The organism is Polynucleobacter sp. MWH-Svant-W18 (genome assembly GCF_018687495.1).
Classification (GTDB): domain Bacteria; phylum Pseudomonadota; class Gammaproteobacteria; order Burkholderiales; family Burkholderiaceae; genus Polynucleobacter.
Map to the genome: position 1 here is coordinate 900934 of NZ_CP061293.1, position 18581 is coordinate 919514.

20 protein-coding genes and 2 tRNA genes are annotated in these 18581 nt (G+C 43.9%); 4 read left to right on the forward strand and 18 right to left on the reverse strand.

From position 1 onward, the window contains the following. Positions 1 to 37: 37 nt before the first annotated feature. A complete protein-coding gene (locus C2757_RS04715) occupies positions 38 to 223 on the forward strand; it encodes a hypothetical protein (RefSeq protein WP_087909997.1) in 186 nt (61 codons plus the stop codon). 50 nt (positions 224 to 273) lie between these two features. Here the strand turns inward: C2757_RS04715 and C2757_RS04720 are convergent, their stop codons facing one another. Further along, positions 274 to 1455, reverse strand: a complete 1182-nt coding sequence (locus C2757_RS04720; RefSeq protein WP_215373122.1) for an MFS transporter — start codon at positions 1453 to 1455, stop codon at positions 274 to 276. A 137-nt stretch (positions 1456 to 1592) separates the two neighbouring features. Between C2757_RS04720 and C2757_RS04725 the strand changes: the two genes are divergently transcribed. Both C2757_RS04725 and ppk2 (C2757_RS04730) read left to right on the forward strand, forming a co-directional pair. After that, positions 1593 to 1862, forward strand: a complete 270-nt coding sequence (locus C2757_RS04725) for a serine/threonine protein kinase (RefSeq protein ID WP_215373124.1) — start codon at positions 1593 to 1595, stop codon at positions 1860 to 1862. Positions 1863 to 1865: 3 nt separating this feature from the next. Beyond that, complete coding sequence (ppk2, locus tag C2757_RS04730; RefSeq protein WP_215373127.1) at positions 1866 to 2645, forward strand: polyphosphate kinase 2; 780 nt, start codon at positions 1866 to 1868, stop codon at positions 2643 to 2645. Here the strand turns inward: ppk2 (C2757_RS04730) and C2757_RS04735 are convergent, their stop codons facing one another. The 5 genes from C2757_RS04735 to C2757_RS04755 all read right to left on the reverse strand — a co-directional run bounded on the left by C2757_RS04735 (position 2646) and on the right by C2757_RS04755 (position 8131). Next, a complete protein-coding gene (locus C2757_RS04735; protein WP_215373129.1) occupies positions 2646 to 3548 on the reverse strand; it encodes an alpha/beta fold hydrolase in 903 nt (300 codons plus the stop codon). A gap of 47 nt (positions 3549 to 3595) precedes the next feature. Beyond that, the gene (locus tag C2757_RS04740; RefSeq protein ID WP_215373130.1) at positions 3596 to 6601 is read right to left on the reverse strand and encodes an ABC transporter substrate-binding protein; all 3006 of its coding nucleotides are present in this window, start codon (positions 6599 to 6601) and stop codon (positions 3596 to 3598) included. Positions 6602 to 6675: 74 nt separating this feature from the next. After that, positions 6676 to 7173 carry an arsenate reductase ArsC gene (locus C2757_RS04745; protein WP_215373132.1) on the reverse strand — a complete coding sequence of 166 codons (498 nt, stop codon included), beginning with the start codon at positions 7171 to 7173 and terminating at the stop codon, positions 6676 to 6678. A 185-nt stretch (positions 7174 to 7358) separates the two neighbouring features. After that, positions 7359 to 7763, reverse strand: a complete 405-nt coding sequence (locus C2757_RS04750) for an ATP-binding protein (RefSeq protein WP_215373135.1) — start codon at positions 7761 to 7763, stop codon at positions 7359 to 7361. A 26-nt stretch (positions 7764 to 7789) separates the two neighbouring features. Continuing rightward, the gene (locus C2757_RS04755) at positions 7790 to 8131 is read right to left on the reverse strand and encodes an STAS domain-containing protein (RefSeq protein WP_215373137.1); all 342 of its coding nucleotides are present in this window, start codon (positions 8129 to 8131) and stop codon (positions 7790 to 7792) included. Positions 8132 to 8354: 223 nt separating this feature from the next. Between C2757_RS04755 and C2757_RS04760 the strand changes: the two genes are divergently transcribed. Continuing rightward, positions 8355 to 9662 carry a PP2C family protein-serine/threonine phosphatase gene (locus tag C2757_RS04760; protein ID WP_215373139.1) on the forward strand — a complete coding sequence of 436 codons (1308 nt, stop codon included), beginning with the start codon at positions 8355 to 8357 and terminating at the stop codon, positions 9660 to 9662. 2 nt (positions 9663 to 9664) lie between these two features. On the opposite strand, the gene C2757_RS04765 is transcribed toward C2757_RS04760, so the two are convergent. The 12 genes from C2757_RS04765 to ppk2 (C2757_RS04820) form a co-directional block, all read right to left on the reverse strand. After that, the gene (locus C2757_RS04765) at positions 9665 to 9922 is read right to left on the reverse strand and encodes a hypothetical protein (RefSeq protein WP_215373141.1); all 258 of its coding nucleotides are present in this window, start codon (positions 9920 to 9922) and stop codon (positions 9665 to 9667) included. A 21-nt stretch (positions 9923 to 9943) separates the two neighbouring features. Continuing rightward, on the reverse strand, positions 9944 to 10624 hold the full coding sequence (locus C2757_RS04770; RefSeq protein WP_215373143.1) for a DUF3313 domain-containing protein: 681 nt from the start codon (positions 10622 to 10624) through the stop codon (positions 9944 to 9946). Positions 10625 to 10703: 79 nt separating this feature from the next. After that, positions 10704 to 11093, reverse strand: a complete 390-nt coding sequence (locus tag C2757_RS04775) for a hypothetical protein (protein ID WP_215373145.1) — start codon at positions 11091 to 11093, stop codon at positions 10704 to 10706. Between the two features lie 269 nt (positions 11094 to 11362). Further along, on the reverse strand, positions 11363 to 12157 hold the full coding sequence (locus tag C2757_RS04780) for a hypothetical protein (RefSeq protein ID WP_215373147.1): 795 nt from the start codon (positions 12155 to 12157) through the stop codon (positions 11363 to 11365). A gap of 386 nt (positions 12158 to 12543) precedes the next feature. Further along, the gene (locus C2757_RS04785) at positions 12544 to 14025 is read right to left on the reverse strand and encodes a DUF1254 domain-containing protein (RefSeq protein ID WP_215373150.1); all 1482 of its coding nucleotides are present in this window, start codon (positions 14023 to 14025) and stop codon (positions 12544 to 12546) included. 125 nt (positions 14026 to 14150) lie between these two features. Continuing rightward, positions 14151 to 14936 (reverse strand): hypothetical protein, encoded by a 786-nt coding sequence (locus C2757_RS04790; protein ID WP_215373152.1) that lies wholly within the window; start codon positions 14934 to 14936, stop codon positions 14151 to 14153. A 441-nt stretch (positions 14937 to 15377) separates the two neighbouring features. Then, a tRNA-Arg gene (locus C2757_RS04795) sits at positions 15378 to 15454 on the reverse strand. Positions 15455 to 15489: 35 nt separating this feature from the next. Then, positions 15490 to 15566 (reverse strand) — tRNA-Pro (locus C2757_RS04800). A 90-nt stretch (positions 15567 to 15656) separates the two neighbouring features. Next, entirely contained in the window at positions 15657 to 16181 is a 525-nt protein-coding gene (locus C2757_RS04805; RefSeq protein ID WP_215373153.1) for a chromate transporter, read from the reverse strand. After that, on the reverse strand, positions 16178 to 16750 hold the full coding sequence (locus C2757_RS04810; protein ID WP_215373155.1) for a chromate transporter: 573 nt from the start codon (positions 16748 to 16750) through the stop codon (positions 16178 to 16180). The genes C2757_RS04805 and C2757_RS04810 overlap by 4 nt, the downstream gene beginning before the upstream one ends. Next, entirely contained in the window at positions 16747 to 17574 is an 828-nt protein-coding gene (locus tag C2757_RS04815; protein WP_215373157.1) for a hypothetical protein, read from the reverse strand. Before C2757_RS04815 ends, C2757_RS04810 begins: the two co-directional genes overlap by 4 nt. Before the next feature lie 46 nt (positions 17575 to 17620). Next, positions 17621 to 18526 carry a polyphosphate kinase 2 gene (gene ppk2 / locus C2757_RS04820; protein ID WP_215373159.1) on the reverse strand — a complete coding sequence of 302 codons (906 nt, stop codon included), beginning with the start codon at positions 18524 to 18526 and terminating at the stop codon, positions 17621 to 17623. Between the last annotated feature and the right edge of the window lie 55 nt (positions 18527 to 18581).

Consider the following 18581-nt stretch of genomic DNA (forward strand, 5'->3'; position numbering starts at 1 on the left):
AAATCTGGTGCGTTGTATGCACATGGAGGCGACAAATATGTCAACAAGACTCAAACGTTGGGCCCGTGCAATTCAAGAAATCGACTTGTCCAAAAGGACGCCTGAGGTCGCGATTGGCTATCTAGATAGCAAATATCGTGATATTGCTTGGCGCTACATCCGCATTCTCGGCTTTGAGCGCACGATTAGCTTCATGGCCAGCAATAACTTTCATCCAGAATAAACTTGAATAAATATCCCTAAATAATTGAATTATTTAGGGATTTTGTTTTTCTATGCGTGCTTTGGGGTTCTAAATACCCAAAATACAAGCAGCAATAAGGATAAGAATGCGCATCCACCTGAAAACAGGAATGCCGCAGTTGGACTGTAGGCCTCATATAAGACCCCAAAAATGGAGGACGCTGGGAGCAACATGATGCCCGAGCACATATTGAACCAGCCAAATGCCCTCCCCGTCAGCCCTGGGGGCGCCAAATCAGCCACCAAAGCCTTTTCAACACCCTCTGTGCCTGCTTTAAAAAGGCCATAGAGCACAAATAGACCGCAAAGCCAACCCAGCGTCAGGCCTGAGTAACCCATTCCGACATAAATCAGGGCATAGATCGCCCAAGCGCAAGCAATAAAGTACTTACGGCTAAATCGATCAGATAGAGCAGATAAAGGGGTTCCGAATACAGCGGTGATCAGTGAGATTCCAGCCCAAAGCAAGGGGATTTCTTCTTGAGGCACCCCGAGTTCTCGAGCACGTAATAGCAAAAACATATCTGAGGAGTTGCTTAAGGCAAATAATCCGACCACCAAAATATAGCGCTTGAATTGGGGTGGAAATCCTGCAAGTGACCAAACAAATTTGGTGGGCGCAATGCTGGAGATATTCCGTGGAGGCTCTTTGAGGCATAAAGCCAAAACGACTGTGATCGCACCGGGAATAATTGCCCACATAAATATCTCTCGCAGCGGCATCTGAATTGCGAGCAAATAAGCTGCTAAAAGTGGGCCAATCACTGCGCCGAGATTATCCATTGAGCGATGCAGGCCAAACGTGATACCGCGTTGATTAGCAGGAACGCTTTCTGCTAATAGCGTATCTCTTGGCGAACTTCTGAGTCCTTTGCCAAGACGGTCAGCAAATCGAATGCACAAGACCCCGAACCAAGAGCCAACAAATGCAATCAAAGGCCTGCCAATAGCAGCCACCGAATAGCCAAACACAATCCAAGGTTTGGTTTTATTGGTTTTATTGACAATGACACCCGAAACCAATTTAAACAGACTCGATGTTGCTTCAGCCACCCCTTCAATTAAGCCAATTGCCTTTGGCCCCGCCATCAATACTGAGGCCAAGTACAGTGGCATTAAGGGATACAGCATTTCACTGGCGGAATCATTGACTAAGCTAATAAGGCCAATCAGCCAGACGCTACGAGGTAATGAAGCAAGGGTTTTAAGCATAAGCATCCAATTTATCATTAATTTTTACGTCAAATACATTTATGACAATAGGCTCTCATCAGGAAAAAGCTTGATACAGAGGCCAATAAATCGTAGGATGAGTCAAGCATCGGCAAACTCAATCACAGGAAAAAATCATGAGTCAAAAGAAATTAGTAAAACAGTTAATGAAAAAACTGGATAAGTTAGAGTCCGATCGCGAAAAATTAATCGATAAGCTGGCTAAGGCACTCGATAAGCTAGAGAAAAAAGAGGCCACTAAAAAGCCAGTTGCAACAAAACCAGCAAGCAAGAAAACAGCAGCGAAAAAGACTGCAGCAAAGAAAGCGCCGAGAAAAAAGCTTGCCACCAAAAAGACGGCTAGAAAGAAGACTGCTGCAAGCCCTGCTTCTGGAACTGAAGCCTAAGTCGTGAGTAAGGACTCCAAAGATAACCATCAAGCAGAATACGACGCCCAACTTCGCCTACTGCAGATTGAGTTAGTTAAGCTCCAGCGTCAGATTATTGCGGGTGGTTTACGCCTTCTGGTTATTCTGGAAGGCCGAGATACAGCTGGTAAAGATGGCACGATCAAGGTCATCACCGAGCATTTAAGTCCCCGTGAAACCCACATCGTTGCATTGAGCAAGCCCTCCTCTCGTGAAGAAGGCGAATGGTATTTTCAGCGCTACGTAGCGGAGTTGCCTTCTGCTGGTGAGTTCAATATCTTTAATCGCAGCTGGTACAACCGCGCAGGTGTTGAGAAGGTAATGGGTTTTTGCACTGATGCACAGTACAAGCAGTTCATGGGTTCTGTAAATGAATTTGAGAGCTTGCTGGTTGACTCTGGTATTCAGATCATTAAGTACTACCTTGATATTGATAAAACAGAGCAAGCCGAGCGTTTAGAAAGTAGAAAGACTGATCCCCTCAAGCAATGGAAAATTAGTCCTATTGATGAGCAAGCTCAGAAGAAATGGACCGACTACAGCATTGCTCGTGATCTGATGCTATTGCAAACGAGTAGTATTGAAGCGCCTTGGACTGTTGTGAATGCAAACAGCAAAAAACATACGCACCTCAATTTAATTGCTGACCTCTTATCTAGAGCGAGCTACCCAGGTAAAGATGAAAAGGTTCTGCAGATTGATCCGGAAATTGTGATGCACTGCCCACCACTAGGTAAAAAAGCAGCAAAGGTAGCGCCTTAATCAAGCAAAGAACTTGCGGGCTTCATTTAGCAATTCTTCAGGGAGTTCTTCAGGGATATAGTGGCCACATGGAAGCGCTTTACCAGATACCTCATCTGCGACAGCCTTCCAGTCTGCTAGCGGATGAAAACATTGGTTTACTAAACCATGCTCACCCCAGAGAACCCGTAAGGGCATTGTTAATTTCTGACCTGTCGCTCTATCAGCGCGGTCGTGAACTAAATCGATCGAAGCAGCTGCGCGGTAGTCTTCACACATGGCGTGCATGCTCTGGGGGTTACTGGCCCCAGCAAGATATTCAGCCCAACGCGCTGGTGAGAAGATGCCTGTTCCAGCATAACGACCCATATGGTTTTTTAGCCAGAACTCAGGATTGGCTGCAATCATGGTTTCAGGGGTTGGCTCATCCTGAATCAAAAAGAACCAATGCCAGTAGCCTTTAGCAAAGGCCATCGTGGTATTTTCATACATGCACAGTGTGGGCGAGATATCGAGCAGCATTAAACGCAAAACACTCTCTGGATAATCCATGGCCAAACGGTGAGAAACCCTGCCACCGCGATCATGCCCTAATAGGAAATATTGCTCGTAACCTAAAGATTGCATGAGAGCATGCTGATCTGCTGCCATCGCTCGCTTTGAATAAGTCGAATGATCTGGTTTACCGTGAGGCTTCGACGACTGCCCATAACCACGCAGATCTGAGGCAATCACGGTGTAGTTTTTGGCTAGGGCCGGAGCTATCGTCTCCCATATTGCCTTAGTCTGTGGAAAACCATGTAACAACAATAATGGTGGGCCGCTACCCCCAAATTGGTATGAAATTTCAATGGGGCCATCCTCTGCAGGTATGGCAATACTATTTTGCTCAAAGCCTGAGATCAAACAGTTTGTAGTTGTCATGCTGCCATTATGACGCAATAAACTGGCAGTAAATATATGCCTACTGCTTAAGCAAAGCTGGAATGCACATCACTTGGTTGCCCAGAAAACTCAACAGCCATAAATGGCAATGCATTATGCTCGTGCAATACTCGGTTAACCAACTCTAAAACAATTGTAGAGAGTTGATCAGCAGATTGGTCTGAGCGATAGAAGACTTGAACATGCATCTCGACACCACGCGATTCAATTTCCTCGCAAACAATCCGAATTGGCCTTGAGTGATCTACAAATGGGTTATTTCCCAATAAATCAGCAAGAGCAAATGTAATCATTTCATTGATTTGCTTTAAGTTAGCCCGAGGACTAATTTCAAAAGGAATCTCTAATCTCTCGTAGCCACCATTACTAGAGGCATTTGAAACTGTTTGTTGAATCAAAATCGAATTTGGGATGAAGTGAACCAAGCCATCCCTAGAGTGAATGCGAACATTTCGCCAGCCTAACTCTTCAACCATTCCATCAATATTATGATCCTTAGCGTTGATATGCACCCAATCACCGGGCTTAATAGCACCCTCTAATCCAATGGTAATGCCACCCAAGGCATCCAAAATGAGTTCTCTTAAAGCAAGTCCTACAACAGTGAGAATTACAGAAGAGGCGGCCAGAACTGGCAGAATATCTCGATTGAGCACATCTGTGTAGTAGAAGCCAAAGAATGTGGAATAAATTAAGGATGACACCAGAATCTTTAGGGAGCCTTGAATTGCCGTCTTCTTTGACTTTTGTTTATCGATTGCCCAGCTAATAATCAGGTTCAAAGTTGCTGCAATAGCAAAGTAATAGCATGCTGAAAAAGCATTTTGCAAGGTCAGCAGTAAAACCGAGTTCGTTTTATCTAAAATAGGGCTAAAGAATAATCCTACTTCAGAAAAGAAAACAGCCATGAATGCACACTCTAGCGTAATGAGTCTAGATAACTTCTTTCTTTCCACAAACAGACTGCTGCAAATTTTGGGGAATAAAGCACAGAGTGCGAACAAGGCGGCAATGGCAAAAGAAATGCGCCAATCCATTTTGCTACCTACATATGAGCTCAATAGAACATCTTTTTTGCGCAGACTATAGGCAGCTTTAAATTCAGAGAAATTTCGTTCACCAGAATCTGCTACAGGATTACCTAATGAATTAACAAGGTCGTTTTCGATTGCAAAGCTTACCCCTTCAGCCCGGTAATCCATTTCGGGGGCCAATACCTCAGCTTTATTCATGTGCTTGATAATTGAAGCACTATTGCCTGTATTAACCTCATCGATCACAAAACGCAATTTAGATGAATCTAAACTTTTGTGGCGGAATGCTACGGAAAGCGGTAATTGTCCTAGGGCCAGATCTTTTGCAAGTGCCTCAAATTTAAAGACGCCACGATAGCGAAACAATCTGTATTTTTCGTACTTCGTGTCAGATGACTCTAGTACTGTGAAAGAGGGGTTGTCCGTAAATAATGCCGGGAAGAATATATCATCTGCGTCGATCGCTTGACTACCGCGGAACCAAATATCCATCTCCGCAGTGAATGTCCTCTTCTCCAAATTAATAAAGCTAATCTCTTTCGGAATAAGACCAGTAAAGATAATTGGCACTAAGTCATAAACTTTGTTTTCAAGTTGGATTTGATTATCAGCCACTTTATCAGTGAAGTTAAAACGTGCAGCATCCGTTCCATACTGAAGCATGTAAGGAATCTGTTTACCATTTTTAAATGCTACTAATGTAGGGGGTACATCACGTTCATGATTTTGGTCTAAGCGGATCTGCCCAGTAAATGCACCGGCTTTTACACTATTGCTGTTAAGTGATAAAAGATAGGTTTGGAAATTTTTGCGTAATTCTTCCGGTGGAAGTTTTTTCCACTCTGGGGTTTCCATCTTTAGTTTCTCAATGAAGTTACTGAGAAGATACCCGGAATCGTAACCGTATGCATAAGCCCATGAAGGATCGGAGCGATTTTTCTTTTGGTAAGTGCCAATCAATTCCCTTGCATGTTCATCTGCCATGCTAGGTAAAAATGGGGTAACACTCATTAGGCCATTAGTGTAATAGCCTGGCGCTAACTGTTCTTTTGGAAATTTTTCAAATTGACTTGGAAACGTTGGGAGACTCGCGCCACCAAAGCCTATCAATTGACCGCTGTAGCCACTATCTTTGAGGGCTTTAACCAATTCAATAGCGTCGGCTGTCGGCAATGAAAAAGCAACATAACTATATGCTGAAACGGCTTTTACTAATTCAGAGACTTTAGCTGCATCAGCGTTCTTTGGCCAGGTCTTTAGACTAAATTTATCGCTCGAATTTTTTCCATACACTTTTTGAAAGCCTGCCGCGTAACCATTGGTGTTATCGCCCTCATAGGAGATAAAAACAATGGAATTTGCTAGCTTTGCCTTCAGGAGTAAGTTGCTAACAAACTCCGCTTGACGTTGTTGACTTGGTTGTAAGGCAAAGATCCATTTTTCATCACGATGACTGATGGGTGAGCTAATCGGCACCAGTCCTGGAACCATCCCCTCCTCAAGCGAACTTGTGTAATCCTGGTACCCAGAAGCTTGCGTCGGCCCAATCACAGCCAAGGTGCTAAAACCAGAAGCCGCACCATCAGCTAATGCAGCTACTGCGTTAGCATTACCTCGGTCATCTCGAATAACCAAGCGGACATCATTTAATATGTTCCCTGCAGCCGCCGCATCCTTGAAGCCTTGAGCCAAATCCTGGCCGATCATACGCGTAGGACCAGAGAAGTCTGCAATCGCTACAACATCAAGAAGTTCGGCTTTATTTTCTGATTGGGAGTTTATGAACTCTGCAATTTGAGTACCAGGTGGTAAGTCATAGTAATAGGTAGCACCTAAGGCAACCGCGATTACCAATGACCCAATCAATACAATTTTGAAAGCAAGAAGCTTATTGAACTTGTTTAGCTTATCGGCAAAAGGACTTTTCAGCGGTGGAATGCTGTTCTTGAACTCAATAACCTTATTCCAGGTTATTTTAAGGCGCTCAAATAAAATCATAACGGCTATCGCAATAGTAATAATTAGGCAATTTGCCGTGTAAAAACCCCAAAATTTTTGCCTTAAATTCCGTTTTAAAGTAAATTTTGATGTATTGCATTTAACTCATCTTGGAGACGGATCTTATCGAGTCTATCAAATGAGATAGCTGCCAAAATATCGATTCTGTTCTGAAGACCATTAAATAGGGATACGTAGGCAGCCTTAATTTTCATATTGCTATTGCACTGAGTCAATGCAGGATCTGGAAAATCCCAATGTGCTGTAACTGGGCTGCCCGGCCAAACTGGTGCATCTTCTCCACCAACTTTATCAGACAAAGAAATAACAAAATCCATCTTAGGTGCATCTGGAGCTGAGTAAACATCCATGCTCTTAGATTTCAATTCCTCGCCCTGGTAATTCAATTCATTAATTAACTCAACGGCAAATGGATTTAACGAGTTGCCAGGAGTCAACCCTGCTGAAAAACCTTCAAATTTATTGCTTAAGTGCATAGAGGCTAGAGCTTGTGCCATGATTGAACGGGCACTGTTGTGGTGGCACAAAAATAAAACTTTGTATTTTTTCATATAGGATATCAATCAAAACCATTAAATTGCGCCGCATTTTTGGAAAAAGCGCAAAGCACATCCAAAAAATGTCAATGTAGTCTATTGCCAAGAGATGACAGATATGTGACATCTAAATACGAAGATTTTCTGCGTCTAAAGGAGGATTTGCCCTAAAAAGGATGTATTGAGCTAAAGAAAGAAGCTTAGATAGAAACGCCGAAAGTAAGTACGTTTCTACCGTTCTTATATTGATAATTCAAACGGTTTGATAAACCCCTGATAATGGACAAACCCAATCCACCGGGTTCAGCATCCTCTAAAGATGAAGGCCTAGGCTTTGCTGGAGCATTGACAGGATCAAAGGCCTTGCCCGAGTCGCTAACCGTAATTTCGGCAGTGCCTTGAGTGCTTGTAAATGCAAGCTCTACTGGCGTCTCGATAGCAGATGTGCCACCATGCATCACGATATTCATCAGAACCTCATCAAGGCACTGATCCAAAACAATGGCTTTATTTTGAGGGACTTCAAATTGACTTGCTACCTGATGTAGCCACTCTGCTGCAGTTCTGACTTCAGAGCGCTCTGCATTAATAACTAAAGTAGCCATAGCGGGCTCAATCATTATTAATAAATTTACCCAGTAAATGCCGCTTCAGCAAGCTCTAAGCTGGTAAAAAGCGGTACTAAGGTACTAATACCAGTGGATTCAAGAGTTCCGCTAACGTGCTCGTTATCACCAGTGATTAGAACCATCTTTCCACCCTTGCCTTGCAATGATTTGGCATTCTGGATAACGAGTCGTATACCAATAGATGATAGAAAGCTAACTTGTGACAAATCTACCATAACGAAAGGTTTAGCACCAGAGGACATGGCTGCAAAACGAGTGGCAATCTCGTCTGAACCAGCACTATCAAGACGTCCATCTATCAGGATTAATCTATATGCTTCTGTGTCTTTGAAATCGATCGGCATGGTGTAATTGGGTAAAAAAATAAAGGGCTTGGAATTATTAGTGCATATAATACATGAATTCCACGTCCGTTGTGCAGTGATGCCAATAAAAACTTAAAGAGACATTTTGCAGATCCTATAAATGACTTCAACTCCAAGTCGAGCTAATAGACGAGAGTCCAGCTCTAGCCTCTCTATCCGACAATTATTTGGTACATACCTGGCTGTTGCCCTGCTGATGGCTTTGTACGAAGCAGCAAAAGAAGCCTACTTTAAAGGCCAACTAACTCCATGGGAATCACACACCATCACGGTGTTTGTTACAGCAACCTTTGCAACGATTACTGCTTTCTTTATTCGATCCAGAACAAATAAATTAAATATTGCAATAAAAGAAGCTCATGCCCAGGCTGCCGATGTCATTGATCAAATGTTCGATGCTGTCATCATCATCGATAAACAAGGATTGGTAGTTACGTTTAACCCTGCAGCAGAGATCATTTTTGAAATACCAGCATCTAAAGCGATTGGTAAAAACTTCACCATCTTGCTTGATGATCGGTTTTCGATTGAATATGAAGAACGTATCAAAAACTATTCCAGCGATAAAAATTCTCCGGTTTTAAATAGCAGCAAAAGAGAAGTATTTGGCAGACGCGCCTCTGGAGAGGTTTTCCCAATGGAGCTCATGGTTAGCAGCATGGTCATTAAAGGCCGGCTAATGTTTTTAGGGGTTGCAAGAGATGCTACCGAGTCCAAAAGGGCAGAATCTGAACTGGCTCGTTTAAGAGAAATTGAGCAACAAATCCATGACAATCTAAGGCATGAAGTATCGATAGCCGCAACAATACAGATGAGCATGATTCCACGCGGTGAAAGTCTCTACCCAGATTTGAATCACATCAAAGCTTATGGCATTACAAAACCCGCCAAAGAAATGGGTGGGGATTTCTTTGATGCTTTTTCGATCGATGAAAATCATATCGCTTTAGCAATCGGTGATGTGTCAGGAAAAGGCGTCCCAGCCGCTCTCTTTATGATTAAGGTCATGACATTGCTGCGTACTAGCATCACAAAACCCAGCGGGTTGATGGAATCAATGTTAGATGTTAATAAATCTCTCTGCTACAACAATGACAGCGATATGTTTGTCACAATGTTCGTAGCCATTATGAATATCCATACTGGTGAATTACACTACTTTAATGCTGGGCATGACAACCCACTAATTGCGGGCAAGAATCAAGAATTCAGCATGTTAAGAGGCCCTAGAAATATGATCCTAGGCATCCATGTGGCCAGTCAATACAACATTGGAAGTGCTAAATTGGAGCCAGGCGACTCCTTGGTTTTATTTACCGATGGCGTGACTGAAGCAGAGGATGAGCAAGGGCAGCTTTACTCCATTGAACGCGCGAAAAAATTACTTTCATCTGGTAATAGGATGAGCAGCAAAGCTATGGTTGATCACTTGCTGCGAGATATTGAAGTGCATGTCAATTCAATTTCTCAATCGGATGACATTACCGTCTTAGCACTCCAATACCACTAGCCCTACTCAGTGTTGGCTAAAGCCTGTATTTCTGCAACAGTGACATAGCCATTGCCGGCAGAGTCAATATATGAAAAATGATCATATATACGCGGCATGCAACCCTTTGCCTCTTCTTTGGTCAACTTACCATCATGATTCTTATCGCACTTGGCAAAGCGTTGTTTTATTTCTTGATCTTTCGTGGTGTTATCCGCAAACGCTGAGCTCGTACTCATCAAAACAATGGATGCAAACAATACTGCAATCTGTGATGTCATTGTGCGCATAATTAACCTTGCTTATTTTTTCATCGGGGTTGGGTCAGCAGCAGTTTCCAAAGCAGCTAAAACTGCCTTTTTTGCCATTGCTACAAAAGAATCCACTGATCCAGAGCCAGTTCTAAATGATTCACCTTGAACAATAACTAATCCCTCACCTAGCAACTCTTTAGATTGGCTATCGGTAATTTTGCTCTCGATCAATAAGGCTGGAGTTTTAGAATTCACACCACCTGCATAGGCAGCAGCATTAACTGCCAGGCCAATTGGGGTGAAGTTCCACGGTTGTAGGCTATCAGCTGAACTCTCTGCTCCAGTAATGCCAACAGATACTCGTGCAACACCTGGTCCAGGTGCAGTAACTATCTTAATATTGCCACGGGCGTTGACAGCATTCACCATGGAGTCTTGTAATGCAATTTGTGCTTGGCTAATCGATTCAGAACTCACTTGTGCAGTAGCACTTTGATTTAAGAAAATAGGATCCAAAATCACAGCTTTATATTGATTAGGATTTACCCCAGAAATGCGATATCTCCAAATACGTGTATCTGAGAGGCTAGTAGCCATTGGAATTAAGACGTTGTAGTTAGGTAGAAAACCTGACCTTGGCATGGCTTCAGTAGCCAACTTTGGAGCATTGCTACAAGCCATCAAAGTCACCGCAGAAATGGATGCTGCTAAAAGATTCAGTTTTTTCATGTCGCTTCCTAAAAGCCAAGTTAAGGACCAAGTTAGTGCATTGGATAAATATATGTCAGGACATCATAACGAACAATTATTAATCTAAGGGAGGACAAGGCATCATGCCGCCCGTTTTTTGATGTAGCTTAGGTTTACAGTCCGTTTGTACGGTGGGTGTCGCAGTTGGAGATGCTTTAGAAGCAGGAGTGGAGCCGACTTGATTACTCGCGCCAGTAGGAGTTGTTGTTTCAATGGCGCTTGAGGCAACGGGTGCAGACTTGGGTTTTCGTGGCTCTTCTAAACCAGCGGCCACATAGAAGGCTCTATCAGTCCCTGGGCAAGGCATCACTGCTCCAGTTTTAGGATTAACAACGTCCTTGCATTGTGGATTAGCCTCAAGCCTAGCCTCTAGTTTTGCAACAGTGCAGGCTGACAATGCCAGCGCAAGAAGACAAGAAATGGTAGATAAAAAGATAGTCTTATTCATTGAGGCATTCTAAGACAAAGAAAATGCCAATGATGAGGATATTCAGAATTTGGCCTGCCCAGCACGATTCGAACGTGCGACCTACGCCTTAGAAGCTGTAAAAATGAGCTAAAACAACTAGTTAAACAATGGTTTAAGCCTGGCTAAAAAAGGTGTTCAGTACGCACCGAGATCTGTGGTTCGGGGTGGAATACCTTGGATCCGGCTTGGCATCTACAGGCGGTTGAATGGTCGGATATCTATTTTGTCGGGTAAACCTATAAAACACATTACCGGATTACTCCAATACGACTGCGAGAGTCTCGAGTATCAATGATGGTAATAAAACCAGTTACGGGGTCAATAGTCTCACTATAGATACCCTTAATAAGATTTATGTTTGCTGGCTTTGTTAAGTCGTATCCAGATTGCTGAACTAACGCTTGTTGCTGAGCCTGTAACTCCTGCTGCTTGAGTTTGATACAACTAGGTGCAGCGGCTGAATACTTACTGGTACATTTAATAGCAAGTGCATCGTCATGCATGCCAGCCTGATCAAATGATCTTGCAGCTTCAAATGTCATGCATTCTGTTGCTTCCCATGAGGACCCAGCACTAAAACCAAATAAAACAGCAGAGCCGCCGATAGACGATGACCCCATGCAAGGAGCGGTTGGAAAATTGGATGGAGCCACTGCTGTAGCTACTGGAATTTTGGGAGCTGTATAGTTTGATGTGATCGTGGTGTTACCTGAAGTATTTCCGCTTGAGGATGCTCCCCCACTAGTTGCATTTGATACTCCACCTGCTGATGTCGATGCACCAGTGGATAAACTTCCTACTGAGCCACCTTGAGATGTTGATGCTCCAGTGGTTGCGCTAGAAGTACCGCCAAGGCCACCTGCCCCACCTTGGGATGTTGAAGCGCCAGTCGATAGACTTCCAACACTAGATACCGAGTTACTAATTGGAGATGAGGTAATTGCACCACCCGTAGTTCCTCCATCAGTACTCACTGAAACTTGAGCTAATGGCTGACTGAATACGAATACCATCAAACTTGCCAATGCAAGTTTTTTAAACATAATTGAAAATTTCTTAAGGGGGAGAGACCTACTCTAATTCGCTAGAGAGGGCGACTGTTACGCTGGATGGAAAAAGTCAAGTGCTGTAACAGTTATCAGCCTTGGTATGGGTGAACAGTACTCCATAAAAGCAGCAATAGATAGCAATCATTTAATAAGTTGATCTAAAGTGCTAATGCACAGCTGAATAGGTCTTTTATATTTGATAGAGTGTCCACTTCTGGCCGATTTGAGACTTTAAGGCCAACTCTTACTATCAGTCACTTCTCGACCCAAAGGAGACTTTGGCGGACATAACCTTCGCTAGGAGGACTTTTAAATCGCTTGGCGCGAGTTCGAATCTCTCCAGACTCGCCAGTTATACAAAATTCCTGAAGCGAGGTAAGTTAGTTCGCCAAAATAATTTCAGGTGGCTTCCACTCCCCCTCACCTGGCGGCAAGATGGATGGAGGAGTCTCTTTTGGCCAGTAAAGTCGCATAACAATATAGGTTGGACCATTGGGTGCTGGCAGCCAATTTGCTTCTTTCGACTTACCTGGCGATTTATTTTGAATGTAGATCGTCACCGATCCATCGGCATTCTTCTTTAACCCCGGTAACATTGGTGAGTTAATCAGATAGCGATTGATTGGATTTTCGATTAAGAGTTGCGTCTTGCTATCGTAGATCGTGATAGACCAAAATGCATTCACCGGTGGAAGTTGATCATTTGCAAAAGTGAGCATGTAATTGTGCTTGCTACCATCTAGCATTTCTCCTTGGCTATCCATCCGAGTCAATGGATACATGGCTTCAACTGAATCGTTTGCATAGATGCCGGCTTTTGCAACAGCAGCTCGTTTTAGCCAATCCCCATTGAAGAAAGCACGATCCCCACCAGCTAGGCCACCCACTCTCCACCCATTAAAGTCTTTACCTCCATTTGCAGCCATTTTTTCAATCTTCTCCTCACCTTCCTTCATGGCTAAAAGGATTGCAGCTTTGTGTTCGGCCGAGAGGTCTTTGAACTCAAACTTTCTGCCGGGTCCGATACCAATAATTGCTAATTTTTCGCGGATAGCATTTTCCTCAGGACCGGCTGGCGCGTACTGAAGCGCAAAGCTTAAATATTCGAAGAAATTGGTTTTCACCATCTCTTTATTGATCTTCGGAAAATCAATTTCTGGGACAGCAGCTGGAGCAGGTTGCTTGAGATAAGCCGAAAGTGGTTGCGCTTTATATCCACTTTGTACCTTAACTACATTGGGCATATCAGCTGCATTGAAAAGTTGAGTACGATAAATTGCTGCAGAAAATTGGGTGGATGATCGAAATACTTGTTTAATGCCCTGAGGTGTTTCGCCCTGCCAATCAGGCCCAACTACCATATAGTTGCCAGCCTCATTGCCCGTAGCACGGCTACCGATATAACCATAATTAAACGTATTACCATCACATAGCATCACTGCGTAATAACGCTTTTTATCTACTGCAGGCACTGATAACACCATTGGCTCTGATCTCAAATCCATAAACACAATCGAATAAGGAGTATCGCTATTGGGTGAAACTACTGTTGTATCTTTATAGGTAAAGACACGCGCCTCATTATTGATTTTATTAAAGGGAGCTTTGAACTGTCCTGAATCGCGATCAATCGCGTAGTCATACATGACTGCATAGTTCATGACGATGGGAAGTCCGTAGATGAATCCTTCTTCTGCAATCGCCTTAGTCTCTTCAAGGCTTGGTACAGGAATGCCCGCTACGGTATCTTTCTTTTCCGCTTGAGAAACGGCATCGTTCTTATTGCCGCATCCAACACTCATTACCGCCACGATGGCCACAATGATTAATCCAACAAAAGCTGAAATTTGGCGATTTTTCATGATGCCATCCCTCTTTTTCTCAAGCAGTCTATATTGATACCCCTACGCAAGGAGCGTCACCCACCCTATCAAGTGGTGGGTAAACGCGGATAAAACCTAAATCGCTGCCGCCGGTCAGTAAGACACTACTTTTTAGCGCTGGCGCCAGCGTTGTACTGGTAGTTACCTTCAAGTTGATCGAGAACGATGGTGTTAGGCGTGTTGGAATCAGCAGTCGACGTCAGAGTCATGTCCTTATCTAACTTGCGCGATCTAAATTTCCATCCCTCCGGTAAGTTCAAGCGCTTGCCAAGGGTAGGCAGGCTTTCGATAGTGTTCTTGGGATCAATCTTCAAAGACAAACTGAACATGGTGTACACAGCGCCCTCTGGAGTGACCAACTCATAAACTGTTTCGCCTGCATTGAAGAAAAAGGTATTGGTTCGCTTAGACACTAGCACCTTATAGGATGGCAGGGTTCCGGTGACGGCCTTGCTCAGGTCAGGAGTTTCGAAGAGGCCAAGCACGCGCAAGGGGATTGTGGAGATCACTCTCTCCTTGCAACCATCCCAGGCTGTGCCTGTGATGCTGTTCGCTACGAGACGGCGAGGACCATTGAAGAGGACTCCATCGCTCCCGTATTTCTTTTTCAATTCATCTGCATTCAACGCACGGAAGCGAGCGTCCATTACGTCATTAGGTGCCTCAAGGTCCTTGCCAAGAGAATTGTAGTAGTAGCCGATCCCACTGCCGTTAGCCTGGCGATTCATAAATAGAATTTCGTAGAATGCTTTGCCGCGCCAGTTTTCAATCTTGATTGGACAGGGATCTGTTAGGGCAACTTTCTGTTCAGCCATGGCCGGTGTCATGCCAACTAGCAGCATTAGCGCCAGTGCAGCTAATTTCAAAATCATGTCTGTAATTATCTTCATTTCACTCTCCTGCAAGAAGGTCGTAATATGTTCGAGATGATGAGTACATATTACTCAAAATTAGAAATAAATCTACCCTTTAAATCCCAATTGACTTAGCGAAAGAGGTGGTACAAAAAAAATAATGATGGTCACTTAATGGCCGATCTCTGCCGCCCAGTCATGACCAACTAGCCAGTTTTGAATGTCCGCATGGCATCCTATAAGAGCCATCCAACCGTTACTTAACCGGACACATCCGAGTCGGGTCGAACCGACACTCGATCGCCAGGGTCAAAATTCTATTCATCCCACTCTGTCGCTGAGTTGCTGATAGTCAACGGATCCCTCACGCTGGACTCAAGGCCACCCATACGCTAGCAAAGCTAGATCATGATCAGCCACAATCGAGCCAATGAAACAGTCTTAACCAGTCTGAGACACTATTAAATTAGAAGATTTTGGCCTGCCCAGCACGATTCGAACGTGCGACCTACGCCTTAGAAGGGCGTTGCTCTATCCAGCTGAGCTATGGGCAGTTATATGCTGGGTGTAACTAGAACAATAAGGAAAGTGGTCGGAGTACAAGGATTCGAACCTTGGACCCCCTGCTCCCAAAGCAGGTGCGCTACCAGGCTGCGCTACACTCCGACGGAATCGATATTCTACACCGAGAGGCCTATTTGGGGCAAATTCACGGTGTTTTGGGGTATTGCCGCCAGTTTTAGAATACTTTGTTGACTATAGAAATTGATGGGCTATCAAGCCAATCAGTCCTGAACCCAAGATGACGAGAGCGGGATTGATCTTAGTTCTCAGAATGCAATACAGGCTTAGCAATGCCAAGATGATTGTGGTCTCGTCAAAGATTGACGCTTTTGCAACGGCATATACACCTGAAGACATCAAGCCAATCGAGATGGGCTCCAAAGCATTTTGAATTGAGCGTCTCCAAGGACTCTCACCAAAATGTACCCACAAGCGCCCTGCATAGAAGCAAAAAATACTGGAAGGCAGGAAAAAGGAAAGTAAGACAACGCCTGCACCTAGCATCCCAGCAATTTGGAAGCCAATCACCAACACCATCAACATATTGGGCCCAGGTGCTACTTGGCCCATACTATAAATTTGGACAAACTGAGTATGCGTAATATGAAATTGTTGCGCTAATAGGGTTTGCATTTCAGGCAATACTGCTGTTCCCCCTCCGACCGCTAAGAGGGACAGAAGACTGAAAGTCATGGTTAAGTTAAACAATTGACTCATGATGATTTGCTGGGGCGATACAGATAAATTGCAATGGGTGCCATGATCAGCAACACGAGTGGCAAGCTCAACTTAGCAACACTCATCAAGGCAAAGGTAGCCGCAATAATGGCAACAGATTTGATCTTTTTCCAATGATCGCCACCAATGCGATAGGTAATGGCAGTCAATAGGCCACAGGCGCCAGCAGCAATACCCATCAGAATAATATTTGCCAATGGGTGATCTGCATTACTTGCATAGAGGATGCCTAGTGCCATTACAAAAACTGAGCCAGGCAAGATTAAGCCGAGTGTTGCGCTGATTGCACCAGAAACTCCGCGCAGATGATCGCCAACAAGAACTGCTAGATTAACGGAATTGAGTCCAGGCATTGTTTGGCTAATAGCCAAGAACGCCATAAACTCATCGGGATTGAGCCACTTGGTTCTATCTACTAACAGAATGCGTTCGTAAGCAATAATGCCGCCACCGAAACTGATGGCCCCAATTTGTAAGAAGTTAATAAATATCTTCAATAAGGATGGGGCCTGAGCTTGAGTAGCAACAGAATCCTGAGCGCTAATCATTCAGGCTTTCCATAAATTAAGGCCGTCTTGGTGCTACCACTTGCCAGCCAGCTATCAAGCTCAAGTTGCAATGCCTTGAAAAACTTGTCAGCGCGCTGATGTGCTTTATCTAGTGCGCGATTTTGATTATTGACGCGATAGGAAAAAGCCAGCTCACCAATAATAGGCTCTCCAACACTTTTCATCCAAATAGCGATCTCACAATGGGCTTGAACACCATCGCCAAAGACCAAGTTACCAAGAGGTAGGCAAGCTTCGAGGATCTTATTGGTTGCACCACCAACAATACGTAATGGCGCAGTCTTATCAATATCTAATGTAGCTAGTCCGGGAAAAAATTTACTGGTACTGATGACAGAGCGCTCAAACAAATCATCTAATGGCACAGCATCCAGAATCGAGTTATTGGAAAAGAGTTGACGTCTACTCCCTACTTTATCTCCACGCAAAATCTCTTCTTTTAAGCGAATACGATGTTTAATTTTTTTAATGGGGGCTGGATCAAAATCGGATGATTTTGCAATGTCTTCAGATCTGCACTTGAGAGTCACTTCACAGTAATCATCGACCCACACATTTTGACGAGATTCTCGTACACGCAAAATGATGTTGTTTTGTCTAAAGTCTTGTCCTGGGGTATCGAAAAAATAAATATTTCGCAAGCCCGTTGTTGCGTTGTCCAAATGATAGAAGTTGACCTTGCTCTTGTCGCAAAAGGCCAATATTTGATTACTTAATTTCGTGATATTGCTAAAGCGGTCAAGGCCATTAGGCTTGATTAACAACTTGAATTCACGATTGGTGACGGATGGATGTAGTTTCATCAAATAATCTCTCTTTCAAACGAGAGATTATCACTATCACCAATGCTTAGTAAATTTCTGGAACGTACATCTCTGGTGGGACTGGCCCACGTAGGTAGTCAGGGTTATGCACACGCGCTGGCAAGGTAATTTCAGGGTGTGGGATCTCTTGATAAGGAATCTGGTTAAGCAAGTGACTAATGCAATTTAAACGGGCTTTTTTCTTATCATTTGCAGCTACTACCCACCATGGCGCTTCTGGAATATGGGTATGTTCGAGCATCGTCTCTTTGGCCTTGGTGTAGGCTTCCCACAAACGACGTGACTCCAAATCCATTGGGCTCAATTTCCATTGTTTCAATGGATCATGAATCCGCATCATGAAACGGTTGTATTGCTCTTCATCAGAGATGGAGAACCAATATTTAATCAGGATGGTTCCGGAATTGATAATCATGCGCTCTAAGTCGGGCACCGTTCTCAAGAACTCCATGTACTCTTCATCGGTACAAAATCCCATGACTTTTTCAACGCCAGCACGGTTGTACCAACTGCGGTCAAATAGAACAATCTCTCCGCCGGCTGGAAGATGGGTTATGTAGCGTTGAAAATACCACTGCGTTTTTTCACGTTCGTTTGGCGCTGGCAAAGCAACTACCTTACACACACGAGGATTAAGGCGCTGGGTAATACGCTTGATCGCACCACCCTTGCCAGCTGAATCTCGGCCTTCAAAGATGACAGCTACTTTTACTTTATTGGCAACAACCCAGTCTTGCAGTTTGACTAGCTCGCCCTGCAAGCGAAATAGTTCACGGAAATAGGTATTACGGGGTACAGAAGAATTGCTATCACCATCCGCAGAAAGGCGATCATCATCCATTTCCATCTCGAGCTCTTCATCCATGCTATCCAGAATTTCTTCTTGAGCACGTTGATACCAGTCAGCCATCTCTTTATGCGTTGAACTCATGCGTTACCCCATTTAATGATCTATCTTTTTAGAGTATAGATATGTCACATATATT

Bases quoted from the DNA above. Each gene is read 5' to 3' on its own strand.
- C2757_RS04715 (WP_087909997.1), top strand. From the start codon at position 38: ATGTCAACAAGACTCAAACGTTGGGCCCGTGCAATTCAAGAAATCGAC.
- C2757_RS04720 (WP_215373122.1), bottom strand. From the start codon at position 1,455: ATGCTTAAAACCCTTGCTTCATTACCTCGTAGCGTCTGGCTGATTGGC.
- C2757_RS04725 (WP_215373124.1), top strand. From the start codon at position 1,593: ATGAGTCAAAAGAAATTAGTAAAACAGTTAATGAAAAAACTGGATAAG.
- C2757_RS04735 (WP_215373129.1), bottom strand. From the start codon at position 3,548: ATGACAACTACAAACTGTTTGATCTCAGGCTTTGAGCAAAATAGTATT.
- C2757_RS04740 (WP_215373130.1), bottom strand. From the start codon at position 6,601: ATGATTTTATTTGAGCGCCTTAAAATAACCTGGAATAAGGTTATTGAG.
- C2757_RS04745 (WP_215373132.1), bottom strand. From the start codon at position 7,173: ATGAAAAAATACAAAGTTTTATTTTTGTGCCACCACAACAGTGCCCGT.
- C2757_RS04750 (WP_215373135.1), bottom strand. From the start codon at position 7,763: ATGGCTACTTTAGTTATTAATGCAGAGCGCTCTGAAGTCAGAACTGCA.
- C2757_RS04755 (WP_215373137.1), bottom strand. From the start codon at position 8,131: ATGCCGATCGATTTCAAAGACACAGAAGCATATAGATTAATCCTGATA.
- C2757_RS04765 (WP_215373141.1), bottom strand. From the start codon at position 9,922: ATGACATCACAGATTGCAGTATTGTTTGCATCCATTGTTTTGATGAGT.
- C2757_RS04770 (WP_215373143.1), bottom strand. From the start codon at position 10,624: ATGAAAAAACTGAATCTTTTAGCAGCATCCATTTCTGCGGTGACTTTG.
- C2757_RS04775 (WP_215373145.1), bottom strand. From the start codon at position 11,093: ATGAATAAGACTATCTTTTTATCTACCATTTCTTGTCTTCTTGCGCTG.
- C2757_RS04780 (WP_215373147.1), bottom strand. From the start codon at position 12,157: ATGTTTAAAAAACTTGCATTGGCAAGTTTGATGGTATTCGTATTCAGT.
- C2757_RS04785 (WP_215373150.1), bottom strand. From the start codon at position 14,025: ATGAAAAATCGCCAAATTTCAGCTTTTGTTGGATTAATCATTGTGGCC.
- C2757_RS04790 (WP_215373152.1), bottom strand. From the start codon at position 14,936: ATGAAGATAATTACAGACATGATTTTGAAATTAGCTGCACTGGCGCTA.
- C2757_RS04805 (WP_215373153.1), bottom strand. From the start codon at position 16,181: ATGAGTCAATTGTTTAACTTAACCATGACTTTCAGTCTTCTGTCCCTC.
- C2757_RS04810 (WP_215373155.1), bottom strand. From the start codon at position 16,750: ATGATTAGCGCTCAGGATTCTGTTGCTACTCAAGCTCAGGCCCCATCC.
- C2757_RS04815 (WP_215373157.1), bottom strand. From the start codon at position 17,574: ATGAAACTACATCCATCCGTCACCAATCGTGAATTCAAGTTGTTAATC.
- ppk2 (WP_215373159.1), bottom strand. From the start codon at position 18,526: ATGAGTTCAACGCATAAAGAGATGGCTGACTGGTATCAACGTGCTCAA.